The sequence below is a fragment of the Blautia sp. DFI.3.45 genome (assembly GCF_020593505.1).
In the GTDB taxonomy this organism is placed as follows: Bacteria; Bacillota; Clostridia; order Lachnospirales; family Lachnospiraceae; genus Blautia_A; species Blautia_A wexlerae.
On record NZ_JAJDMI010000032.1, the window covers coordinates 1 to 23,235 of the forward strand.

Sequence of the window (23,235 nt, forward strand, 5' to 3'; positions counted from 1 at the left end):
TGAATGTGCATTGTGATCTATTTTTTCCATAAAAACAGTCCTTTTTTGATCTTTTACCTTATCGACTGATTCTATTATACCATGAATCGCGTTGCAGAACAAGTGTTCTTTTCTGTTTTTTTGCAATTCATCTCCCACCTATAGGACGCCACTGAAAAACTGTTTTTGCATACTATATATAGTGCCTTAATATTGACTGATGTACTTTATTTTGTGTTGATTTATACGAAAAAAGGACTTTTTCAGTGGCCTTCTATAGAGGAAGGAGAATTCTTGCTATATATTATGTTAAAACTTACAACAAAAAACAGAGTTTCTGCAAGTCCTGTAATTCCCCATGAGAAGATATACAAAAGATACAGTGATGAAATCGTCTGGAAATGTGCAAATACTGTATAAATCCAGACAATACGAAATACGCAGGAGCCCAGGATAACGATAATGGTAGGCGGAATACTTTTTCCGATACCTCGGGATGCGGCGATACTGCCGTCCATAAAACAGCTGAATGCATAGCTGAATGCCATAATACGAATCCTCTGCATACCAGCATCAATAACTGTTGGTTCCGTAGCGAACAGAGAAAGAAACTGTGGGCCAAACACAAGGAGTAGTCCACCCAGGATTGCACCGAAAATGAAGGCATATGTAAGGCTGACTCTATAAGATTTCAGCATTCGTTTTTTATTACCGGCACCCCAGTTCTGACCGATAAAGCTTGCACATGCAGTATAAAAAGAAAACATGACATTATAGATCAGGGAGTCAGCATTTGCGGCAGCTGCATTTCCGGAAACCATCACTGCATCAAAAGAGTTGACACCAGTCTGCACAAACAGGTTTGCAATAGCAAAGATTCCGTTCTGAAGACCTGTAGGGATACCAAGCATGAGAACTGCTTTGCAGGCCTTGGGGTGCAGGCAGATCTTACGCAGAGATACTTTGCAATCATCGGTTCTTCTGAGGAGATGGATCATCACCAGAGAAGCAGAGATATACAGAGAAATTGCGCTGGCTGTTGCAACGCCTGCGGCTGCCATATGACAGACAATAACAAAAAACAGATTCAGAAGAACGTTGACCACACCTGCGATGGAAAGGTAGATCAATGGTCGTTTCGTATCGCCTATGGCACTTAATACGCCGTTTCCGAAATTGTATATGGCCATTGCAGGCATTCCCAGGGAATAGATCTTCATATATAAAATAGCCTGATCAATAAGTTCCGGCTTCGTGTTCATCATGGACAGCATCCGCCCGGAAAACAGAAGACAGATGGCGCAGACGAGCAGGCCTGTGATTGCGCACAAAAGAAGAGAAGTATGGATTGTTTCTTCTGTGCCTTTTTTATTACCGGCACCCAGTTCGTGAGCTACGCGGACATTGACACCGGCACCCATTCCGATAAGGATTCCGGTAAACAGAGTAACCAGCAAAGTTGTGGAGCCGACGGCACCTAGTGCCATATAATCTGCAAACCGTCCAACAACGGCAACATCGCTTAAGTTAAAAAGAACCTCCAGTACCTGTGATCCCATAAGAGGAAGGCTGAAGAGAAGTATATTTTTCCAGAGAGATCCTGTGGTCATCTCAATGGAATGATATTTCTTTTTTTCATTTTCACACATAAAATCACCTCATAAAAATTACTTCATCCAAATTATACAATACTCTGTTGAAAAATGTTTGTCTGGAAGTTATTCATTTAATTCAACTTCAATTTCTTCAATGGTAGGCATACTACCTCTGAACTCTTCTGGTATAAGTTTTGATAATTCATAACCGGAAATACCGAGTGGCTGGCTAGTAGATTCTAATGCATACTGGGTTTCTACTTTATCCATATCTTTACAAATCAAAAGTCCCAATGTAGGATTATCAGCTTCTTATATTCATTATCAGCCTTAATCAACTCACTCATATATAATCCTTTCTAATGTGTCAGTTCGACAATTTCCGATTAGTAAATACTTTTCATTTCATATGTAACTGCTACTCCACCAGTACATATTCGTAAAATACGAATTCTGTTTCTCCGGTACTTTCATAGTACTCCTGTGCTGTTCCGCAATTAACAAAGCCGTATTTTTCATACAATTTCTGTGCTGGCACATTAGTTCCGATCGCGTCCAGCCGCACTGCCTTTTTCTTTTTGTCTGCAGCCAGCTTGATGATTTCATCAAGTGCTACTGTTGCCGCTCCATCTCCCTGATATTCAGGTAAAATCATCAACAGATGAACCACCGCTGCATCCTGATCATCAGCCTTAACTTTCCAGTGAATCTTTCTATATTCTTTTGACTGCGCATTCGTCACCGCTACTGCACCAATCACATCCGTATCCTTCAAAATCAAGTACATTTCACCTTTTACAATATAAGAATTCCAATCGTCATCATTTGGATATATATTCTTTTTCCACTGCAGAATCTGACCATATTTCGGAGAGCTGTCCAAAAGTCTCCAGTACAGTGCCCTGATCTGGTCAAGATCTTTTATAGATACTTTTTTTAATCTAAGATTTTTCATTATTGCTTTCTCCTCACCTTCTTGCCTTTCGGACAAGAAGCATTTCTCGCTATCGATATAGTCAAGATATTTCTTATCCTGTTTCCATTCCAACGCTCTCGTTCTTTCCATATGTTTTTCTCAATTATATCAGAAAAACAAAGAGTTCTCAATCTGACCAAAATCGTTTTATCTACAAAAGGTAACATCCTGTTTCCTGACCGATATCTTGAAGGACAAGTCCTGATAAACCAGTAAAAATCAAATTTTCAAAACCTCTGTAAGATCAGTAAAGCCGATGCAGGATTCCCAAAGTCTCACATCGGCTTTTTACTTCAGTTTCTTTTCCCTGTGATTTTTTCTGCCTCTAAAACATATCATTACTCCATAACAAGGAAATCTATTATACATTATTTTTTAAGTTCATAAAGAAAATTGCTATTTTATCCAACTTTCCTTCATTATATTCTGCAAAATCCAAATAATATTTTGGAATACTTACAGCCTGAATTTCTTTTTTATATAACCATTGTCTTGTTTTAGCTTCCGGAACAAAAATAACTGCTTGATTTTCACTGGAAAAAATCTCATTATAAGTACATGCTGAACGGTCTAAAACACACTTCCAATCCATATTCTCATCCTGAAAATATCGATTTAGTTGATTCAAAAATTTCTTTGCTTTTTGCATATAAATGACATTTATAATTGGATTATAATGTTCTCCCTCTATTACAGGAATTTCCCATACTAAACAACACGTTTTCATTTACAGACCCTCTTTACAAAATGCATAACTCCTCAATTTCCTAATCAATAAAACTTGAAGTTTGTTTTCCATAAGCTTTACTCCAACTCTCAATTTTTCAGCATTTTAAAGATTCTTTTCTTATCTATAACCAATGTCAGAACTCTAAACTATCTGCATTCAAAAGGAAATACTTCATTCCCATGATGACAAATCCCTCGTCATTTCTCCAAGGTTTCTTGCTGCCATTTACAATGACCATCTTTTTGAAAGAGTCTGGAATATTACGCAAAGAGTTGAACTCCTGAGTCTGCTTTTCTTCCGAAGTCATGTCATATGCAACCTGAATATAGTACCTCTGATTACCTTGGTTAACCACAAAGTCAACTTCCAACTGCTTACGGATACGCTTACCCTCTTTATCTTTATCAAAGATCTGCACAACGCCCACGTCAACATTGTAGCCACGGATCAGCAGCTCGTTATAAACAATGTTCTCCATGATATGAGTAGGCTCCTGCTGTCTAAAATTCAAGCGAGCATTTCTCAGTCCCAGATCAGTGAAATAGTATTTCAGATTTGCACCGATATATTTTCGTCCCTTAATGTCGTAACGGCTTGCCTTGGAAATCAAAAACGCATCTGCCAAATAGTCAATATGGTTTGAGATAGTTTTATTGGTATAAGTCATCTGACGCTGACTGGCAAAGGTATTCGCAATCTTTGAAGGGTTGGTCGGTGCGCCGATTGCAGATGCAAGCACATCAACCAGAATACCAATTTCATCCACATTTTGAATTTTATTTCTTTCTATAACATCCTTCAGATAAACATTAGCAAAAATGTTCTTCAGATAGTCTGCTTTCTGTCGTTCACTCTGGAAACCAACAACCTGCGGCAATCCTCCGTAGATCATGTAGTCATCCCAGGCATCATCATAATCACCGTCATAGACAGAATAAAACTCAGCAAAGGAGAGAGGATAGATTCTGATTTCATCACCTCTGCCACGGAACTCGGTCACAATGTCACTGGACAGGAACCTGGAATTACTTCCGGTGACATACACATCAATGTTGCTCATGCGTAGCAAACTGTTCAGAACTTCCTCAAATCGGGGCATGAACTGTACTTCATCCAGAAGAAGATAATACTTCCCATCATCTTTCACAGCATCCTTGATATACTTAAAACACATCTTGGGATCTCTTAATTCCTCATTCTCTATACCGTCCAATGCAATTTCAATAATATGATCAGAGCCAATGCCATTCTCCAGTAAATATCTCTTAAAGATGGTAAACAGCAAAAAGGATTTTCCGCATCTACGAATGCCGGTGATTACCTTTATCATTCCATTATCTTTTCGCTCAATCAACTGCTGCAGGTAAGCGTCTCTTTTAATCTCCATCATCACTCTCCCCGTTTCTGTGCATCTGCACTTTTTTTAGTAATGATATTCTATCATAAAACAAGATACGTTTCAATATTCATTCCTATTTTATGTGTATATGCATATTTTTATGTAATGTACTAATACAAATATAAGTCGCCTTAGCTGCCTTAGCGTTTGTGATCCTTCCATTGCAGGCCATTGTAGGCTTTTTCCCTAATCCGGAACGTAAGGGAAACATCCATTATTTCAGCGATAATGAATTGGAAGTGCTTCGTATTATTGAATGCCTGAAGAAATCAGGGCTTGGGATCAAAGATATAAAGCAATTTTTTATCTGGGTATCTGAAGGCAACTCCAGCTATGAAAAAAAGAAAAGAATTATTTGAAGCCCGAAAATCAGCCGTTGAAACTGAAATCCAAGAACTTCAAAAAAACTCTCTCCCTTTTAAAATCCAAATGCTGGTATTATGAAACAGCAATGAAAGATGATAAGATGCTATAAATGCCATGTTACCTGACAAGCTTCCAGAAAATATACAAAAACTATATGGCAAGAAGCATTCCTCGCTATCGATATAGTCAAGTCAAAGAAAACAATATTCTGATTTACTCATTTAATAACTGTTATATTTTGATGGAAATTTACAGATGTGGGTAAATGCAGAAGATTCACTTGAACTTTAATTCTTCCAGTACCGTAGGCAAAGTTGTGCTGAATATAATCTCCTGCAAGCAATTCTTTAGCAGTATCGATATCTCCAGTTGCAAAAGTATCTATCAATGCAAGAGCTTTTTCGGTCTGGGTCTGTTCCGTTTTTGTCTACAGTTATTCTGATACTTTATCAAAGAAAGCGATCATATAGAGCGGTAATGTGATTATTCCCTCTTCGCTGGTTCCTACATTCCCATCTATGAATTTATATTCATAGCTTATATCTTTATTATTTTTCATGATCGACTTTAGTGAATTTGCACGTGTATTTCCACTCTTGACCTCAATAGGAACTACTTTTCCATCTTTTTGAATGATTACATCAATTTCTTTTTTCGTTGTCTCATTTTTATAGAAATATAACTGATATCCCTTCTTATAAAGAGCATCTGCTACAGCACATTCAAATATTCCTCCTTTGGAATTTCCTTCTAAGGTATTTTCTATAATATGCTGCTTCAAGGAAAAATCTTTCATCGCCATCAACAGAGACAAGTCCGTTGTATAAGCTCTGAAAAAATCATCTCTTGCATAATCATCCAGATCAAATCTTATATCTGTTACAAGTTTACACAAATACAACATATCTGCACGAAGTAACCACTCGATACTAGAAAAATACTTCTGTGCCCTGCCTCCATGCTCAACTTCTTTATATTGAAATTTATGATTCTCTTTATCCAATAACTGTTTCGCAAGAGAAAGGTAGCACTTCTCCGCTTTTACTTTTTCTTCAGCTGTAGCATAATGGGCTATATCATACTGATATCCCTGTAACAGACTTCTCTGAATCCGGTCAACCTCCCTGAAGTCTTTTGTATCTATATACTTCTGAACTGCTTCCGGCATACCCCCTATAGCGACATACTGCCTAAAATATTTCATCATCTGAGAATGAATTGCCTCTGGAATAGCAGCTTTTGAACCAAGATATCCACAGAGATTCATTATCATATCCTCAGAGATTCCCATTCCCCAAAGAAACTCCTCAAAATCTATTCCATACATTTTCAGATAATCAACATACCCAACAGGGTAAGAAGAAGCACGTTTATAATCAATTCCTAAAAGTGATCCTGATGCAATAACATCAAATCTATTATCTAATGCCCAAAACTTAAGAGAAGTTATTGCTTCCTGACACTCCTGGATCTCATCCAGAAAAATCATAGTCTTTCCTGGAATAATCTTCTTTTCAGGAAAACGAAACCGCATAGCCATAACCATATTATCTACTGTTAGATCACCGGAAAAAATATCCATCGCAGAAGGTATCTGTTTAAAATTAATTTCAACAATTTCTTCATAGTTCTCTTCTGCAAATCTTTCAACTATATATGTTTTTCCTGTTTGTCTGGCTCCCTGAATTACAAGACATTTTTTGTTTTTTGAATCTACCCATTTTTTTATGTAATGCGTCACTTTTCTTTTTAACATAAAACACCTCCTGTTACCAAACAATATTTTTATCAAGAACAACTTTGTAACATTTTTAATTACTATTTTTCTTTTATTGTCAACATTTTAGAAAGCAAAAATATCTGTATGTCAACATTTTAGAAAGTAAAAATGTCCATTTGTCAACATTTTAGAATATTATATCATTGATCAGGATATATTAAAAGACTTTTTTCTATCAAAAGCCCTCATAATTGCAGCCTCCAATGTTCTCAAGGTACCGGCATTGTAACGCTCTTAATTATAAATATATGTATTTAATAATGAAAAATTCTGAAATCACTGATGAATATGATTCAAATCTTGCTGCAATCTGCCACAACGGCACTTTTGTCGGAACGCAAAAAGATAGCGTTGTTTCATTCAAGAGTATCCCATAAGCTTATATGAGTCCGGTAATTCTTTCCTGCGATCCTGTATTCTTCCAGATGTTCTACAAAACCATCCATATCACCAAGTGATCTTTCAATAATATCCTCACCCAGACCGGCCGATATAATGTAGTAAACTTCTTTTTTACCAAAATGCTGCCAGATAAGCATGAGACAATCACCGCCTACTTTTACTGCAAAATCATACATAGGATAAAAGCTGGCCATAACGTTCAGTTTTTTTGTCAGAAGAAGCATTCTCTGTTTCTGCTGCATATGCAAGATTCAGTGCTCCAAAGCTGAGAGCTGTTGCCGCTGCAAGTGCTGTTATGGTAAATAATTTTTTTCATAATAAAGTCCTTTCTGCACACCCCGATGTGCCTGAAAATCTTTTTAGTGGGCGATCTGATCCATTTAATATAAGTGCAAACTGTTTGCGTTTATCAAAATAGCACTCAACAACTGTCTACCGCTATCTGGATAAGCTTTGCGCGGAACACGTTGTAATTAAATACCCAGATCTGAATTCTGACAAAGCAATGTTTCAGTTCGCAGGAGAAGAAAAAAAAATGTACAGACCACCTGCATCTGAAATATATCAGATGCGGCAAGGTTGTACATCTTGACTGTAATTTTATGGATGAATTAAAAGAGCATCTGTTCCGGAATCATGGATTCCGTCTGCAGTGCAGCGGAGATATGCTTCATGGAATCTGCAAAGACTGTGAAAACAAATCCGATCAGCTGTGATCTGTTTCAGTTGCAGCATGATGAATCTGGCGAATCACACATCTGATTGATACCGGTACTGTAAAAAGGCAGGCAATCGCCCCAGACAGCATGATTGCAACATCCTGAAAAAGAAATTTGGAATTGAGAATAATTTCCAGGTTATATTGCTGTGTCTGAACATAGGCAAATAACAGAATAGAGCCTCCAAGATAAGCAAAAAGCAGCGTATTTACAGTTGTTCCTATAATTTCTTTTCCAACCTGATAGCCGGAAGAAATAAGTTCTTTCGCTGTCAGGCTGTTTTTATGTGTCCAGACTTCATATACAGAAGAAGTTACAGATAAAGCAGTATCAATAACCGCTCCAAGAGTACTGAAAACAGTTACAAAAACTGCCACATGAAGCATATTAATATGGATATCCATACTGTAATAATACATAAAATCATCTTCTGAAAGCTGAAGCTCATTCAGTCCATAGCTTCCTGATCTCCATATAATAAGATAAATCGGAATAAATAAAAGCAGCATTACAAGCAAGGTAGCCAGAAAAGCCGCCCGTGTCTTTGGATTGTTTCCATTCTGGTAGAACAGGGAATTATAGCAGACTCCTGCCCCTGCAGCCAATATCAGAAGCAGAGCCGGGAAACCAATGGACATCAGAAGAATCGAAATAAACAGAATTACAATATTACCGGCCAGTGTCATAAGAGAAACTGCTCCGCGCTCCCCACCAATCAGAATCATTAAAATAATCAATACCAGTGCAAGAAAAATTATCATTTTTTGTCGCTCCTTTTCAGAGATGGTAGTTTCATGATAATAGAAGAAATAAAAACAGATACAGGGATTGCCAGTACAATTCCTATACTTTCAATCAGAAAACGACAGATATCATATGGAATATGATATCGTATGATCGTTATAAACCTGATCTCATTGTTCATTTTCAGGATAAACATAGGAATCATGCCGCTTGCCAGGACAAAAAGCAGCACATTTATCATGGTTCCCATAATGTCATATCCGATTTCCCGTCCTGAATGTATTAATTTTCTCAGAGAAACATCTGGATTTTTCCGGACAATTTCCCCTGTTGCAGCACTAATAGTTACAGCTACATCCATGATAGCTCCAAGTCCTGTCAGCATAATATCTGTCCAGAATATATCAGCGGAATTACTCATACTCCCCAGATATTCCAGATTAGAATAATCCAGATCTCCAAAAAACTGAATAGAAAATTCAAATAATGCCATGATCAGAAACAGTACGCATATGGTTGAAATAACAGAAGCCCATGTTTTTCTGTGGATTCCATTCAGACAGATCAGAGTTGTTATCGAAAAAAGAAAAGCAATTACATTGCAGATATTTAAGATATTTTCCCCTTTCATAAAAGCCTGAAATCCAAACGCGAATATAATTGTGTTCAATATCAGCGATATGATCGTATAGAATCCCTGTTTTCCTGTAATACAGATCAGAAGAAAAAACAGACCACCTGCCAGCAATGCCAGATAACCATCACGCTTTATGGAACGTATGGATTTCCCTGGATTTTCCCTTGAACCGCTTAAAAGGACCGTGTCTCCTTTGTGATATTTCTGATTCTGAACCTGAGACGATGTATATTCATTAGAAATAGAAATCTCTTCCCCTTTATGGGTACCGTTTAATATACGCGCTGTAATTTTCTGAGTATAATAATACTCTTCGGCATCCCTGGTTCCTTTTCTGCTCATTGTTTCCTTTTCTGTTACTGAAGATATCTTCGCCAGAGGCGTATGATAAAACCTGGCGTTAAAGCAGGTAAATATAACACAGATAATATAGATGCCTGCTAAGAAATATTTCATCTGAAATACATGAGATTTCATAGGATTCTTTTTTCTCCTTCTTAATAAAAAATATTGCAGCCTTAAAGATACTAATCAGTTACTTTTTATCGAAATACTGTGAGTTCTATATCTTTCAGCTGTTATAATAATCCAGTATTTTTTTCCATATCCGCATTTTCCACTTCTCCAATTAACTGTTCACAGCCAAATAATTCTCTGACTGCATTTTCATATACCACACATTTCTCAGCCTTCTTAATCTTTTTGGCATATTTTTTATTGTTTGTAAACATAGGTGCCAGATAAGACCATAGTTCTTTCATACGGAACAGGATATTTCTGTCTCCGGACAGGTCTTCACAATATTCATTGTACATCATATCATGAAATCTGCGGATTTCTTCCTTTGACGCAGGTGCACCGCCACGGATCTCTCTGGCAAGTGCAGGATTCTTCAGTGTTCCTCTGCCTGCCATAATGCAGTCCAGAGTCGGAAACATTTCCTGTAATCTGGTACAGTCCTCTGCTGTGACGATATCTCCGTTATAGCAAACCGGGCTCTTGGCCCGCTCCACCGCCTCCCCAAATGTTTCCAGACGTGGCGTATTTTTGTAATAGTCTTTCTGCACTCTTGCGTGAACAATTAACTCTTCCAGTGGATATTTATTATAAATCGTCAGCAGATCTTCAAATTCTTCCGGATCATCCATACCCAGACGGGTCTTGATGGAAATCTTCATATCACATTTACTGAAAATCTCATCCAGAAATTTATCCAGCTCATCCGGTCTGTCCAGAAATCCTGCACCTCTGCCCTTCGTTACAACAGTCTTTGACGGACAGCCAAGATTCAGATTTACTTCTTTATATCCATATTCTTGCAGAGTTTCCGCTGTCTGGATAAAATCCTCTGCATTCTTTGTGAGAATCTGGGGAACTGCATACATTCCCTCATTATTCTCAGGCATAATGTCTTTCTTTTCTCTGGTGCTGAGATGTCCTTTCTGGTTTGGAAGGATAAAAGGAATAAAATATTTATCAAAACCTCCAAAGCACTGGTACAGTGCCCTTCTGTATGTATATCCTGTGATTCCCTCAAGGGGGGCTAAATATATTTTCATGTATCTCTCCTGTTGTATTTGTATTCAGGCGGATAAAATCATCCGCTTCGCTGCGTAGCTCTGCACCGAATAACTGCTCCGCAGTTTGTTCGGTTAAATTCTTCATTCATTATACTGTAATCATTCTGATTTCTCAATGCAGATTTGAAACATCCGCTGCAAAATCAACTATAGCAATCCAAAAAAGAGATACCTTTTTTTCAAGCATCTCTTCCAATAAATTTCTCTATTCTTTTTATTATAGCAATTCTACAAAACCTTTCGGCCATTTACTGTCAGTTTAAAAGTTGTTCCAAGTATTTCCGCAGCTTTCCTGCAAAGCATCATACGCTCAAGGAAAATCTCAAAATAATCATACATGGAACAGATTTTTTCATCAATCTGTAGGTTCAGTGCAATGACAGATTTGTCTTCAGCGATTTTCAGCTTGGCGTCTGTAACTGCATAATTTACCCTGTCATGGATATCGTAAGCGGATTGTTCTTTCTGGCGCACACGGCTTCTTCTTACATCTGTTTTATCTGCAATAATAAGTGCCGCTGAAACCACATCCTCAGGGCTTCCTGTTGATTCGTCATGATTACCGATGGCTGCTATTACAGTTATCCTGTCTTCCAGAGACATATCTGTTTCTTTCAGTAAATCATTTGCAAGCAGTGCACCATATTCTGCATGATGGGTTCTGTTAATGGCATTTCCAATATCATGCATATAGCCGGCAATCTTTGCAAGTTCAATTTCATGTTCTGAATATCCCAGCCGTTTCAGTATCTTTCCAGCCTGATGTGCAACCTGTACGCAGTGTGCCTTTGAATGATCTGTAAAACCCAGCTGTCCCAGATTTGCATTTCCTTTCTGCAGATATGCATTAATTTCTTTGTTATTTGCTATTTCCTTGTATTTCAAATATTTCACTCCCTTTGGCTCAAAGCCTTTTTATTGCATACGGTGCCTGAATCAGTACATTTGTATCTATTACATAGGTTTTTATCATATATCTGACTGCTCCTTTTCTCTGATCTTTCAATTCGGTCTGCGCAGCCTGTCCATCAGCATCGAAAATCATATCCTTGTTCATCACCAGCTTTATTAAGCATAGCAGAGGAAAAGACACTCTGCCATCACACAATTGTACAGAACAGGTAAAATAATTGTAAAAAGGCTCAAAATTTTCTGGAAAAGCACCAACACCCTGTCCCGGACATAAACTATATAGAAATCCCCTTCGAGGTAGCGATTTGAAGGCCTTTCAAAAACCTTTGTCCATATCCCAGGAAAAATATTATCTTCAAAAATATCAGGAGGGTGATTCTCAGGCAAAGAATATCCTGATCGAGCATAATCTCCGGCTGGTAGCACATGTGGTCAAAAAATATCAGGGAACCGGTGAGGATACAGATGATCTGATCTCTATTGGAACCATTGGACTGATCAAGGCTGTCACAACCTTTAATCCCCAGAAGGCTTCCCGGTTATCCACCTATGCTGCCAGATGTATAGAAAATGAACTGCTGATGTATTTTCGTGCTAAGAAAAAGCATTCAAAAGAAGTGTCCCTATATGAACCCATAGGAACAGATAAAGAAGGAAATGAGATTAATCTGTTAGATGTGATCGAGAGTGCACCTGTAGATATTGTAGAAGACTGCTATATCCGCGAAAATACCGACTATCTTCTACGCTCTCTGAAAAAAGTCCTGTCAGATAAGGAATATCAGGTGATCTGCTGCAGATATGGGCTCTTTGGCATGGAGGAAGAAACTCAGCGGGAAATTGCCCGAAAACTGTGTATCAGCCGCTCTTATGTCTCCAGGATCGAAAAAACTGCTCTGCAAAAGCTTCGAGGCCTTTTCCCGCAAACGCAGTAAACGCAGCCAACAAATTTAACGTTGGCTGCGTTTATTAATCACTCTGCTCTTCTTAACAGATCGTAAACCTGGATTTCGGTTCCCAGATTGATAAACAGCTTCTGCTGTGCATGAGGCGCACTCTCCATGGAATTGCCTTCCTCATCATAAATTCCCTTCACAGTGACAGCTACATTCTGTCCGTCCGGTTTCATAATTTCAATTGTCTCACCTACAGAGAATTTATTTCTCTGAGTGATCTGCGCATAACCCCGTTCATCCACTGCCTCAGCAAATCCCAGATACGTATATTCCTTCTGATAAGTATTATTATCATAAATCTGTGTATTCTCATCCGGTTTTCCATAGAAGAATCCGGTTGTAAACTGTCTGTAGGTACAGTTGGAAATCTGTTCCTGGTACCATGGCATATTTGCCTGATATTTCTCAGGGCTCTCCATATAGTCGTCTATTGCCTTGCGGTAAGTTCTGGCAACTGTTGCAACATAAAGAGCGGTTTTCATACGGCCTTCTATCTTCAGACTGTCGATTCCGCTGTTAATGATATCGTCCATATGCTCGATCATGCAGAGATCCTTGGAATTAAAGATATAGGTTCCTCTTTCATTTTCAAATACCGGCATATATTCTCCCGGACGTTTCTCCTCAACAATTGAATATTTCCAGCGGCAGGGATGGGTACAGGCTCCCTGGTTGGCATCACGTCCTGCCAGATAATTACTGAGCAGACATCTTCCGGAATAAGAAATGCACATAGCACCATGGATGAATGTTTCAATCTCCATATCCTCCGGAATATGCTCTCTGATCTCTTTAATCTCTGCAAGCGAAAGCTCTCTGGCTGTTACCACACGCTTTGCTCCCAGATTGTACCAGAAACGATATGTCTCATAGTTAGTATTGTTTGCCTGTGTACTGATATGGCGTTCGATTTCCGGGCATATTTCCTTTGCATACATATAGATTCCCGGGTCTGCAATGATCAGTGCATCCGGCTTCAGTTCTTTCAGTTCTGTCAGATATTCCCTCACACCCGGCAGATCATAATTATGGGCCAGAATATTTACAGTCACATAAACTTTCACTCCATGTTCATGGGCAAAAGCGATTCCTTCCTTCATATCTTCATGGGAAAAGTTCTTTGCTTTGGCACGAAGTCCAAAGGCTTCTCCACCGATATATACTGCATCTGCTCCGAAAATAACAGCAATCTTCAACACCTCAAGACTGCTAGCCGGAACCAGCAATTCTATTTTTCTCATATTGTTCACTCCTGTTTCACACTGACTGTAACTCCGTCTCCCAGGGGAATGATCGAAGTTATCAGGGATGGATTATGTTTCAGTTCATACAGATACTCACGCATTCTCTTATATATGGTTCTGTTTCTGCGCTCTACCAGATAATGGGACTCTATGATATCTCCCTCCTGAAGCACATTGTCAGAGATGAGAACACCGCCATTTTTCATAAGACGCATCACATCCGGAAGCCAGTTGATATACTGTCCCTTTGCAGCATCCATAAAAATCATGTCAAATGAATCTTCCAGTTCTTTTAATATCTGTCCTGCGTCTCCCTCAAGCAGAGTAATCTGCGCTTCCCGTCCGGCTCTCCTGAAATTCTCTTTTGCGATTGGGATTCTCTTCTCATAATTCTCGATCGTTACGATTTCAAGATCCTCCGGACCATATTCACACATAAGAAGTGTGGAGAAGCCAATGGCTGTCCCCACCTCCAGAATACGCTTCGGCCGGTTTACAGCCAGAAACATTTTTATAAAGCTCTGCATTTCTCTCCGGATGATCGGCACCCGTTCCCTGATGGCATACTGCTCCAATTCTTCAAGAAACGGTGTATTTCCCATATCCAGTGAATTAATATAGGTACGCATCCGCTCGTCAACTATCACGAATCACTTACCCCTTCCTGTTCATCATCACCTGCCAGAATTCCCATGATACGATTAGGTGTATATGCTGTACTTAACAGATACGTTCCGGCCTGAAGCTTTCCATGATAAGTGGACAGTCTCTCCTGAACATAAAATACCGTTGCACTCTTGACCAGACCTTTTTTCTGAAGAGTTTTGGCAATCTTGTACAAGGAAGTATCTTCCTTGATCACCACTGTAACTTCCTGTCCTTCTCCGGGACTCATGGCCTGCTGATTAAAGACATCATGTCCAAACTGATAAGAAGCCTTTCCTACCCAGAAAAGTAAAACTATCACACATATATAAAGTACGATCTTAAAAAACGTTCCTGCAACAACAACACCTGCTGCACCTGCACGTTCCCTGGTATCACTCATAAGCTATTTCCTTTCTGTATGTCAGGCGGATAAAGTCATCCGCTCAGTTATCTGCTCACAGCAGGATAACTGTTTTACAGTTTATCTGATCACATTCCCGGGACATCTATATCAATACCTTCTCCCAGTTTTATACAGATTCTCTGCATCATTTTGCACAAAGCAAGCTCCGCATCCAGATACGCATTCACTTCCGGGTGTCTGCGAAGCTCTGCGGATTCTTTTCCCATCTGCTCTACAACTTCAGACAGATTATCGGAATCACATTCATTCTGGACTTTATAATTATCTGCCCTGAATGTATCCACACGTGCCTTCAGTTCGGGCTTCTTTTTCAGGATATCACTCTGCTTCTGAAATTCCAGATATTCAGGGCTCTCCTTTATAGCCTCCAGAAGCCCTTTAATACTTTCCTCTATTGTATTTGGTTCCATTTTATGCCTCCATGATAATAGGCAGGATCATAGGACTTCTCTTGGTACGTTTCCATAAAAATTCACTGAGCGCATCCTTCACAACTGTCTTAATCTTGCCCCAGTCCGTAATATTACGTTCCAGACAGGAATCCAGTGCATTCTCTACCACTTCTCTTGCACCATCCATCAAATCCTCAGATTCCCTCACATATACGAAGCCTCTGGAAACAATATCCGGTCCTGCAAGAATCACATTGCTGTGGCGTTCCAACGTAACCACAACGATCATAATTCCATCTTCTGCAAGATGCTGACGGTCACGAAGAACGATATTTCCTACATCTCCTACACCAAGTCCGTCTACCAGGATTGCTCCTGTGTGTACAGTGCCTGTTACTTGTGCACTCTGGCTGTCAAGCTCCAGAATATTTCCGGATGCAAGGACAAAGATATTCTCTTTGGGGATTCCAAGTTCCTCAACTACATTTTTCTGTGCGGTCAGATGTCTGTATTCACCATGAACAGGGATTGCATATTTCGGTTTTACCAGAGAATAGATCAGCTTGATTTCTTCCTGGCAGGCATGTCCGGAAACATGGACATCCTGGAAAATAACCTTCGCACCCTTCATGGAAAGCTCATTGATAACCTTGGATACCGCTTTCTCATTTCCCGGAATCGGATTGGAACTGAAAATAATAGTATCATTCGGTTTGATCACTATTTTCTTATGGATGTTTGCAGCCATACGGGAAAGAGCTGCCATGGATTCACCCTGGCTTCCTGTTGTGATTAGCACTACCTGTTCATCCGGGTAATTCTTAACCTGATCGATCTCAATCAGAGTCTGATCCGGAATGCGAAGGTATCCAAGCTCTGCTGCAGTTGTGATAACATTTACCATACTGCGGCCCTCTACTGCAACCTTGCGTCCGAAACGATAAGCTGTGTTAATGATCTGCTGTACGCGGTCTACATTGGATGCAAAAGTGGCAATAATGATTCTGTTTGTCTTATATTCATTGAAAAGATTATCAAACACATGTCCCACAGAACGTTCAGACATGGTAAATCCGGTTCTCTCTGCATTAGTACTGTCACACATCAGTGCCAGTACTCCCTTTCTTCCAATCTCTGCAAAACGCTGCAGATCAATGGCATCTCCGAATACAGGAGTATAATCTACTTTAAAGTCGCCGGTATGCACTACGATGCCTGCCGGAGAATAGATTGCAAGTGCAGATGCATCCTGGATACTATGGTTTGTCTTGATAAATTCAATTGAAAAATCACCAAGATTAATGACCTGTCCATGCCTTACTTCCTTTAACTTGGTAGTATTGGTCATATTATGCTCTTTCAGCTTATTTGCAATAAGGGCAATGGTCAGCTTCGTGGAATAAACAGGGACATTTACATCTTTGAGTACATACGGCAGCGCACCGATATGGTCCTCATGTCCATGAGTGATCACAAAGCCTTTTACTTTGGAAATATTCTCTTTTAAATAGGTGACATCCGGAATGACAAGGTCAATTCCGAGCATATCATCTTCCGGGAAAGCAAGACCGCAGTCTACCACAACAATGCTGTCTTCATATTCAAATGCTGTGATATTCATTCCAATCTGTTCCAGACCACCCAGAGGAATGATCTTTAATTTAGATGTTGGTTTCTTCGGTCTGCGGGAAGAATTCTTTATCGCAGCCTTAAATGGTACCTGTATTCCGTTCTTCTCTTTATCTGCCGGAGCCTTGCGGTCCTGCATTGGTTTTCTTCCATAAGAGTTTCTGTGCTGTGGTTTATATTTATAATTCTTCGGTCTGTTGTATGGCCTCTTCTGACCATGTCCGAACTGTCCGTCATGATTTTCACGCGCTTCATTATTAAACTGGTTGTTATTTTCGTTACTCAAGTACTACACCTCCATGCTACATTTCAAGGTCTACGTCATCTAACATTTGTTCAAATACTTTAAAAACAGCCTGCATCTCATCCTCGTCCTCGACCATTTCATAGCAGGCTTCCTGACTGTCATCCTCTGACACGTCTTTAAAAATATAGGCTGTCGCCTCATCATCCTGAGAATCAGATACCAGAAGATATGCAACTCCTCCGATCCTGGTCTGCTCCTCTACATAAAACTCCGCTTCTGTTCCGTCCTCAAGCTGAAATTTAATTTTCTCCATCTTATTAATCTCCTAACAGGACAGGGAATCCAGATATCCCTGCAAAATAAAAACAGCAGCCAGCTGATCCAGATACTGCTTGCGGTTCTCTCTGCGCACACTGGCTTCCATTAAAGTACGATTGGCTTCTACTGTTGTCAGACGCTCGTCCCACATGATCACTTCAAGACCTGTACGTCTCTCCAGCATTTCTTTAAATTCCAGTGATTTTTGGGCACGTTCTCCAATCGTATTGTTCATGTTCTTCGGATATCCAAGCACGATCTTCTCCACGTGATATTCCGAAACAAGTTCTTCAATACGGGCAAGTGTCTGGCGCAGGTGGTTCTCCTGTTTACGCCAGATCGTCTCTACACCCTGAGCGGTGATCCCCAGCGGATCACTAATGGCTGCACCGACTGTTTTTGATCCATAATCTAATCCCAGAATCCTCATATCAGCGTTCCCAGGATTTGTTCTTAATATACTCGTTTAAAAGTTCCTCTACCAGTTCGTCGCGCTCTACCTTCATGATCATGCTTCTTGCGCCCTTGTGACTGGTAATATAAGTAGGATCTCCGGACATAATATATCCAACAATCTGATTGACCGGATTGTATCCTTTCTCATCCATTGCTGTGTAAACGAGATCCAGAACTTCTTTTACCTGAAGCTCCTGGTCTGGTTTTGTTCTGAAATATTGGGTATTACCCAGATTGTTCTCTGCCATTTTATTCACGTCCTTACCTGATTTATTGTCGCAAAGCCTTCTTAGTAATTCTGCTTTGCTACGTATTGCAAATTTCGTATACAATACACATATTTTCTTCTATATTTTAATATAATTTCACGTATTGTGCAACCGCAAATTTATTGATGATTATTCGTTACTGTTCACACACGTTACTGTTCACTCCGTTCTCAGTAACATAGCCAAAATTCATTCCAGATTGCCTGCGGCAATGGAATTTTGGCTTGTATGTCTCGGGATTTTGGCATATTCATGCCAAAACACCTCGCGGGATAGTGGTGTGTGAACTGTAACTATTCTACTCCCAGAACCTCACCTGTTAATGTATGTTCTTCCAGGAATTCTTCAGCTTTTACAGTAATGATGTCATTCACACTGTAGTTGTCCTGTTTTTTCACTGCTGTTTTAATATATTCCATACTGTGGCCGATATACCACTGCTCTCCGTTAATCTCTACTTCTTCCTCAAGAAGTACTTTCAGTTTACCGCCGAGCATGGATTTCTCATATTCTTTCGCATGCTGTTCATTTAAAGCAAGCATCTTGTCACTTCTGACCGCTTTCTGTGCTTCAGTGAGCTGTCCGGACATGGCTGCAGCCTTTGTTCCATGGCGGCGGGAATATTTGAAAATATGAGTTTCATAAAAATGAATACTCTCTACGAAATCATAGGAATCCTGAAAATCTTCTTCTGTTTCCATCGGAAAACCAACGATCACATCTGTGGTAAGTGCAGGATTTCCCAGATATTTTCTCAGAAGCCCGCATTTCTCTGCATATTCTGCGCTTCTGTATCTGCGATTCATTCGCTCCAGTGTGGTATCACATCCGCTCTGCAGGGACAGATGGAAATGCGGACACATTTTCGGCAATGCGGCAATGCTCTGCACAAATTCTTCTGTGATGATTCCCGGTTCCAGGGAGCCCAGACGGATTCGTTCGATTCCTTCTACCTCATGTACTGCCCGGATCAGGGAAAGCAGTGTTTCTTTCTCTTCTGCCGGGAAATCTACACCATAAGAGCTTAAATGAATTCCTGTCAGAACGACTTCCTTGTATCCTTTTGCTGCAAGTGCATGAACCTCATCCATTACATGCGCGATCTTACGGCTTCTGACACGACCTCTTGCATAAGGAATGATACAGTAAGTACAGAATTGATTACAGCCGTCCTGAACTTTGATATATGCGCGTACATGCTCTGCTGTATGATCAATTGCCAGTTCTTCATATTCTTTTGTCTGGTTGATCTTGAGCACATGTTTCTGTTTGGTGTGCTGTTGCTCATATTCCTCGAGTACCTGGACAATATTTCCCTTCTGATTGTTTCCAAGGATCAGGTCTACAGCCTCATCTTTATCCAGTTTCCCTTCATCTGTCTGTACATAACATCCGGCTGCGATCACGATAGCATCCGGGTTCATTTTCTTTGCTTTGTGCAGCATCTGTCTGGATTTACGGTCTGCAATGTTGGTTACTGTACAGGTATTAATTAAATATACATCAGCCCCCGGTTCAAAAGGTACGATCTCGTAGCCCGCTTCTTCCAGAAGCTGCTGCATGGCTTCTACTTCATAGGCGTTTACTTTACATCCTAAGTTGTGAAGTGCAACTTTTTTTCCCATTCTTTCCTCCTAATTGATTTTTCTGTTTTTATAATTCTATACCTGCATACTCATTTTCTGTAGTCTGGACTTTGTATACATGCTGACATTTCGAAAACTTATATGCTTACAGAATAGATTTTGTTTTCGCTCTAGTTATTGTTCATTTTCTACAAAACAGTCTGATATTTTAGCACTGTTCTACATTTTCACTAAATCTTTCTGGAAATTTTATCCGTTTTCACCTTGACTTTTATGGTCTCTGCCGTTAAGATGAAAATTGTAAGCTGACAGACAATCAGGTCAGCAAATAACTATTATTAAGGGAGGTTCTCATAATGAAAACAGTTAAAATTTCACTGAACTCTATCGATAAAGTGAAAGCGTTCGTTAATGAAATCAGCAAATTCGACTGCGATTTCGATTTAGTATCCGGAAGATATGTAATCGACGCAAAATCTATCATGGGTATTTTCAGCCTTGATTTATCCAAACCAATCGATTTAAACATCCACGCTGATGGCGCTGCTCTTGATACCGTTATGGCAATCGTAGGCAAATACGTTACAGAATAATTTTTTCGCAGTCATTGAGGAACTGTTTACCAGTTCCTCTTTTTTTGTATACCAGAGTTTCAAGTTCAAACATAAGGAAGCAGCGTCAGCAGATTCCGAATGTTTGTAATCGATATTAATCAATCTCAATAATCTCAACAGTCTCCAGCGCTGTCTTCATGAGTTCGTCAATTTTTTCTTCCAGTTTTGTTTCAGAACGGTGGATCACGTTCAGGTTTGGTTTGGTAACCGGATGTTTTGCCACGAAAATAGTACAACAGTCTTCGAATGGCTGAATGGATGTTTCATAGGTTCCGATTTCCCAGGATCTTTCTACGATTTCCTGTTTGTCGAATCCGATAACCGGACGGTATACAGGGAGTGTGCAGACTTCGTTTGTTGCTGCAAGGCTCTGCAGGGTCTGGCTGGCAACCTGACCGATGCTTTCTCCAGTGATCAGACCGAGACATCTGCTTTCTTTTGCAAAATGCTCTGCAATACGCATCATGTAACGACGCATAATGATAGTCAGCTCATCGTGCGGACACTGATCGTAAATATAGAGCTGGATATCTGTGAAGTTCACTACATGAAGGCGGATTGGTCCACTGTATTTTGCTACCTGTTTTGCCAGATCTACAACTTTCTGTTTTGCTCTCTCGCTGGTGTATGGCGGAGCGTGGAAATATACAGCGTCAATTTTAACGCCACGTTTTGCGATCATGTATCCTGCTACCGGGCTGTCGATGCCGCCTGAAAGAAGAAGCATGGCTTTTCCGTTTGTGCCGATTGGCATTCCGCCTGCGCCTTTGATGGTCTGGGAATATACATAGATCTTGTCTCGGATTTCTACGGAAAGAGTCAGGTCCGGTTCATGTACATCTACGCTTGCATCCGGAAACTCATCCAGGATACGACCGCCGAGTTCTGCACTAACTTCCATGGATGTGATCGGATAAGATTTCTTTGCTCTTCTTGTATATACTTTGAAACTTCCGTCGTAGTTCGGATGGCAGTTCTTCATGTAGGAAACTACGTCCTTTGCCATCTGCTCGAATCCCTGATCTTCGTAGATCACTACAGGGCAGATTCCAACAATACCGAATACATGCTGCAAGGCTTCTACAGTTTCATCATAGTCATACTGCTCCGGGCAGAATACATAGATTCTTCCCTGTTCTTTCTTTACTTCAAACTCACCTTCTACTTTGGAAAGGGCGATGTTCATCTGCTTTACAAGGGCATCTTCGAAGATGTATCTGTTCTTGCCCTTGATGGCGATTTCTGCGTATTTTATTAAAAATGCGTGGAATATCATTTGTTTCTCCTTCTCTTATTTTGCTTATAATAAATTGTTTTATATAATATTAGAATTAATATTTTTCTGGATTTAATATCTGTAATTTTCAAATAGAATTCATATAAATGCTATTAACAACCTTTTCAAATATTCCTGAGCTTATCTCAGGTTCCATTCCAAATATCACTTATAACTATTATTTGTTATCTGCGTGCATAGCGTTTCAGCATCGGCAGTACTTCATTCAGAACTTCTAGGCAGTAGTCAACTTCTTCGAATGTATTCTCCTCTGAGAAGCTGATACGTACAGTGTTCTCGATCTGTGCATTGCTCATTCCCATTGCTGAAAGTGTTGCGCTTGGTTTTCTCTTATGGCTGGAGCATGCGCTTCCTGCTGATACGTAAATGTTTCTGTCCTCTAAGGTATGAAGCAATACCTCGCTTCTGATTCCCAGAAAGCTGACGCTTAAGATATGCGGTGCGCCTTCTCTGACAGGCATTCCGTTGATTACTACATCGTCAATCTTAGAAAGTCCTTCTGCCATGCGTTCTTTGAGCTGGTAAAGATGCTCTACTTTCTCGTCAAAGTTCTGGTACATCATCTTCGCTGCAACACCAAGTCCTGCGATTCCCGGTACATTGTCTGTTCCGGAACGCATGCCATTCTGCTGGCCGCCGCCGAGAATCAGAGGCTGCACTTTTGCCTTGCTGTTGATGTACAGGAATCCAACTCCTTTTGGTCCATGGATCTTATGTGAGCTGACAGACAGAAGATGGATATTCCATTTCTTCGGATAAATACGATATTTACCGAATGCCTGGATCGCATCTACATGATACAGCGCCTTCGGACACTTCTCCTGGATCATTGCACCGATTTTCTCTACAGGCATAACCGCACCGGTCTCATTATTTACCATCATTGTAGATACGAGAATGGTATCCGGCCTTAATGCTTTCTCCAATGCGTCAAGTTTTACTACTCCATGCCCGTCTACAGGAAGAATGGTCACTTCAAATCCCTGTTCCTGCAAAAAAGCTACTGGCTGGCTGACTGCAGCATGCTCTATTGCAGTTGTGATAATGTGATTACCGCTTCGTTTGTTGGCAAGCGCACCACCGATCAGAGCCAGGTTGTTTGACTCTGTTCCGCCGGAAGTGAACAGGATTTCTTTTTCTGTTACTTTCAGTATCTGTGCCAACGTTCTGGCAGATTCTTTGACATACCCTTCTGCGTCTACACCTTTCTGATGCATGGCAGATGGATTTCCAAAATCTTCCATCATTGTTTTTACCACGATGTCCTTTACTTCTTCAAAGCAACGGGTCGTGGCTGAATTATCAAAATATGCTTCCATTTTTGTTCTCTCTTGTT

At 40.0% G+C, this 23,235-nt stretch carries 25 protein-coding genes and 1 pseudogene; 3 read left to right on the forward strand and 23 right to left on the reverse strand.

Going from position 1 to position 23,235, the window contains the following annotated elements; all coding sequences use genetic code 11:
* Positions 1 to 242 precede the first annotated feature (242 nt).
* The 5 genes and pseudogenes from LJE09_RS11615 to LJE09_RS11635 all read right to left on the reverse strand — a co-directional run bounded on the left by LJE09_RS11615 (position 243) and on the right by LJE09_RS11635 (position 4,667).
* Complete coding sequence (locus tag LJE09_RS11615; RefSeq protein ID WP_008707449.1) at positions 243 to 1,628, reverse strand: MATE family efflux transporter; 1,386 nt, start codon at positions 1,626 to 1,628, stop codon at positions 243 to 245.
* 69 nt (positions 1,629 to 1,697) lie between these two features.
* Positions 1,698 to 1,886, reverse strand: a pseudogene (locus LJE09_RS11620) (PDDEXK nuclease domain-containing protein); the annotation flags it as partial.
* Between the two features lie 106 nt (positions 1,887 to 1,992).
* A complete protein-coding gene (locus LJE09_RS11625; protein WP_008707445.1) occupies positions 1,993 to 2,640 on the reverse strand; it encodes a GNAT family N-acetyltransferase in 648 nt (215 codons plus the stop codon).
* Positions 2,641 to 2,911: 271 nt separating this feature from the next.
* Positions 2,912 to 3,277 carry a hypothetical protein gene (locus tag LJE09_RS11630; protein ID WP_227296124.1) on the reverse strand — a complete coding sequence of 122 codons (366 nt, stop codon included), beginning with the start codon at positions 3,275 to 3,277 and terminating at the stop codon, positions 2,912 to 2,914.
* A gap of 136 nt (positions 3,278 to 3,413) precedes the next feature.
* Positions 3,414 to 4,667 carry an ATP-binding protein gene (locus tag LJE09_RS11635; protein WP_008707443.1) on the reverse strand — a complete coding sequence of 418 codons (1,254 nt, stop codon included), beginning with the start codon at positions 4,665 to 4,667 and terminating at the stop codon, positions 3,414 to 3,416.
* A 161-nt stretch (positions 4,668 to 4,828) separates the two neighbouring features.
* On the opposite strand from LJE09_RS11635, the gene LJE09_RS19200 reads away from it, so the two are divergent.
* Positions 4,829 to 5,038, forward strand: a complete 210-nt coding sequence (locus LJE09_RS19200) for a MerR family transcriptional regulator (protein WP_226825017.1) — start codon at positions 4,829 to 4,831, stop codon at positions 5,036 to 5,038.
* A 440-nt stretch (positions 5,039 to 5,478) separates the two neighbouring features.
* On the opposite strand, the gene LJE09_RS11645 is transcribed toward LJE09_RS19200, so the two are convergent.
* From LJE09_RS11645 to LJE09_RS11675, 7 genes are all read right to left on the reverse strand, one after another.
* The gene (locus tag LJE09_RS11645; RefSeq protein WP_227311354.1) at positions 5,479 to 6,801 is read right to left on the reverse strand and encodes an ATP-binding protein; all 1,323 of its coding nucleotides are present in this window, start codon (positions 6,799 to 6,801) and stop codon (positions 5,479 to 5,481) included.
* Positions 6,802 to 7,181: 380 nt separating this feature from the next.
* Positions 7,182 to 7,469 (reverse strand): hypothetical protein, encoded by a 288-nt coding sequence (locus LJE09_RS19205; protein ID WP_008707439.1) that lies wholly within the window; start codon positions 7,467 to 7,469, stop codon positions 7,182 to 7,184.
* 464 nt (positions 7,470 to 7,933) lie between these two features.
* Positions 7,934 to 8,707, reverse strand: a complete 774-nt coding sequence (locus LJE09_RS11655; protein WP_120062808.1) for a YibE/F family protein — start codon at positions 8,705 to 8,707, stop codon at positions 7,934 to 7,936.
* A complete protein-coding gene (locus LJE09_RS11660) occupies positions 8,704 to 9,804 on the reverse strand; it encodes a YibE/F family protein (protein ID WP_118329983.1) in 1,101 nt (366 codons plus the stop codon). The genes LJE09_RS11655 and LJE09_RS11660 overlap by 4 nt, the downstream gene beginning before the upstream one ends.
* A 101-nt stretch (positions 9,805 to 9,905) precedes the next feature.
* Positions 9,906 to 10,886, reverse strand: coding sequence for a tRNA dihydrouridine synthase (locus LJE09_RS11665; protein ID WP_227311355.1), 981 nt, complete (start codon positions 10,884 to 10,886; stop codon positions 9,906 to 9,908).
* A 249-nt stretch (positions 10,887 to 11,135) separates the two neighbouring features.
* A complete protein-coding gene (locus tag LJE09_RS11670) occupies positions 11,136 to 11,801 on the reverse strand; it encodes an HD domain-containing protein (RefSeq protein WP_008707434.1) in 666 nt (221 codons plus the stop codon).
* 10 nt (positions 11,802 to 11,811) lie between these two features.
* A complete protein-coding gene (locus tag LJE09_RS11675; protein ID WP_161276387.1) occupies positions 11,812 to 11,952 on the reverse strand; it encodes a hypothetical protein in 141 nt (46 codons plus the stop codon).
* A gap of 172 nt (positions 11,953 to 12,124) precedes the next feature.
* On the opposite strand from LJE09_RS11675, the gene sigK reads away from it, so the two are divergent.
* Positions 12,125 to 12,754, forward strand: a complete 630-nt coding sequence (gene sigK, locus LJE09_RS11680; protein ID WP_008707431.1) for an RNA polymerase sporulation sigma factor SigK — start codon at positions 12,125 to 12,127, stop codon at positions 12,752 to 12,754.
* Between the two features lie 38 nt (positions 12,755 to 12,792).
* Here the strand turns inward: sigK and LJE09_RS11685 are convergent, their stop codons facing one another.
* The 9 genes from LJE09_RS11685 to mtaB form a co-directional block, all read right to left on the reverse strand.
* Positions 12,793 to 14,016, reverse strand: coding sequence for a peptidase U32 family protein (locus LJE09_RS11685; protein ID WP_173701181.1), 1,224 nt, complete (start codon positions 14,014 to 14,016; stop codon positions 12,793 to 12,795).
* 5 nt (positions 14,017 to 14,021) lie between these two features.
* The gene (locus tag LJE09_RS11690; RefSeq protein WP_008707426.1) at positions 14,022 to 14,666 is read right to left on the reverse strand and encodes an O-methyltransferase; all 645 of its coding nucleotides are present in this window, start codon (positions 14,664 to 14,666) and stop codon (positions 14,022 to 14,024) included.
* The gene (locus LJE09_RS11695; RefSeq protein ID WP_008707419.1) at positions 14,663 to 15,067 is read right to left on the reverse strand and encodes an endolytic transglycosylase MltG; all 405 of its coding nucleotides are present in this window, start codon (positions 15,065 to 15,067) and stop codon (positions 14,663 to 14,665) included. Before LJE09_RS11695 ends, LJE09_RS11690 begins: the two co-directional genes overlap by 4 nt.
* Before the next feature lie 89 nt (positions 15,068 to 15,156).
* Positions 15,157 to 15,501, reverse strand: a complete 345-nt coding sequence (locus LJE09_RS11700) for a YlbF family regulator (RefSeq protein WP_008707418.1) — start codon at positions 15,499 to 15,501, stop codon at positions 15,157 to 15,159.
* Between the two features lies 1 nt (position 15,502).
* The gene (locus LJE09_RS11705) at positions 15,503 to 17,251 is read right to left on the reverse strand and encodes a ribonuclease J (protein WP_008707417.1); all 1,749 of its coding nucleotides are present in this window, start codon (positions 17,249 to 17,251) and stop codon (positions 15,503 to 15,505) included.
* 163 nt (positions 17,252 to 17,414) lie between these two features.
* Positions 17,415 to 17,672, reverse strand: a complete 258-nt coding sequence (locus LJE09_RS11710) for a DUF1292 domain-containing protein (RefSeq protein ID WP_008707416.1) — start codon at positions 17,670 to 17,672, stop codon at positions 17,415 to 17,417.
* A gap of 12 nt (positions 17,673 to 17,684) precedes the next feature.
* Positions 17,685 to 18,107 carry a Holliday junction resolvase RuvX gene (gene ruvX / locus LJE09_RS11715; RefSeq protein WP_022381220.1) on the reverse strand — a complete coding sequence of 141 codons (423 nt, stop codon included), beginning with the start codon at positions 18,105 to 18,107 and terminating at the stop codon, positions 17,685 to 17,687.
* 1 nt (position 18,108) lies between these two features.
* Positions 18,109 to 18,381 (reverse strand): IreB family regulatory phosphoprotein, encoded by a 273-nt coding sequence (locus LJE09_RS11720; protein ID WP_020994102.1) that lies wholly within the window; start codon positions 18,379 to 18,381, stop codon positions 18,109 to 18,111.
* A gap of 314 nt (positions 18,382 to 18,695) precedes the next feature.
* Positions 18,696 to 20,027: a tRNA (N(6)-L-threonylcarbamoyladenosine(37)-C(2))-methylthiotransferase MtaB gene (gene mtaB, locus LJE09_RS11725; RefSeq protein ID WP_055058743.1), complete on the reverse strand. Its 1,332-nt coding sequence runs from the start codon at positions 20,025 to 20,027 to the stop codon at positions 18,696 to 18,698.
* A 317-nt stretch (positions 20,028 to 20,344) separates the two neighbouring features.
* On the opposite strand from mtaB, the gene LJE09_RS11730 reads away from it, so the two are divergent.
* Entirely contained in the window at positions 20,345 to 20,581 is a 237-nt protein-coding gene (locus tag LJE09_RS11730; RefSeq protein WP_008707401.1) for an HPr family phosphocarrier protein, read from the forward strand.
* A 115-nt stretch (positions 20,582 to 20,696) separates the two neighbouring features.
* Here the strand turns inward: LJE09_RS11730 and thiI are convergent, their stop codons facing one another.
* Together thiI and LJE09_RS11740 are read right to left on the reverse strand one after the other, a co-directional pair.
* A complete protein-coding gene (thiI, locus tag LJE09_RS11735; protein ID WP_055052522.1) occupies positions 20,697 to 21,878 on the reverse strand; it encodes a tRNA uracil 4-sulfurtransferase ThiI in 1,182 nt (393 codons plus the stop codon).
* Positions 21,879 to 22,063: 185 nt separating this feature from the next.
* Positions 22,064 to 23,218: a cysteine desulfurase family protein gene (locus LJE09_RS11740; protein WP_118613740.1), complete on the reverse strand. Its 1,155-nt coding sequence runs from the start codon at positions 23,216 to 23,218 to the stop codon at positions 22,064 to 22,066.
* Between the last annotated feature and the right edge of the window lie 17 nt (positions 23,219 to 23,235).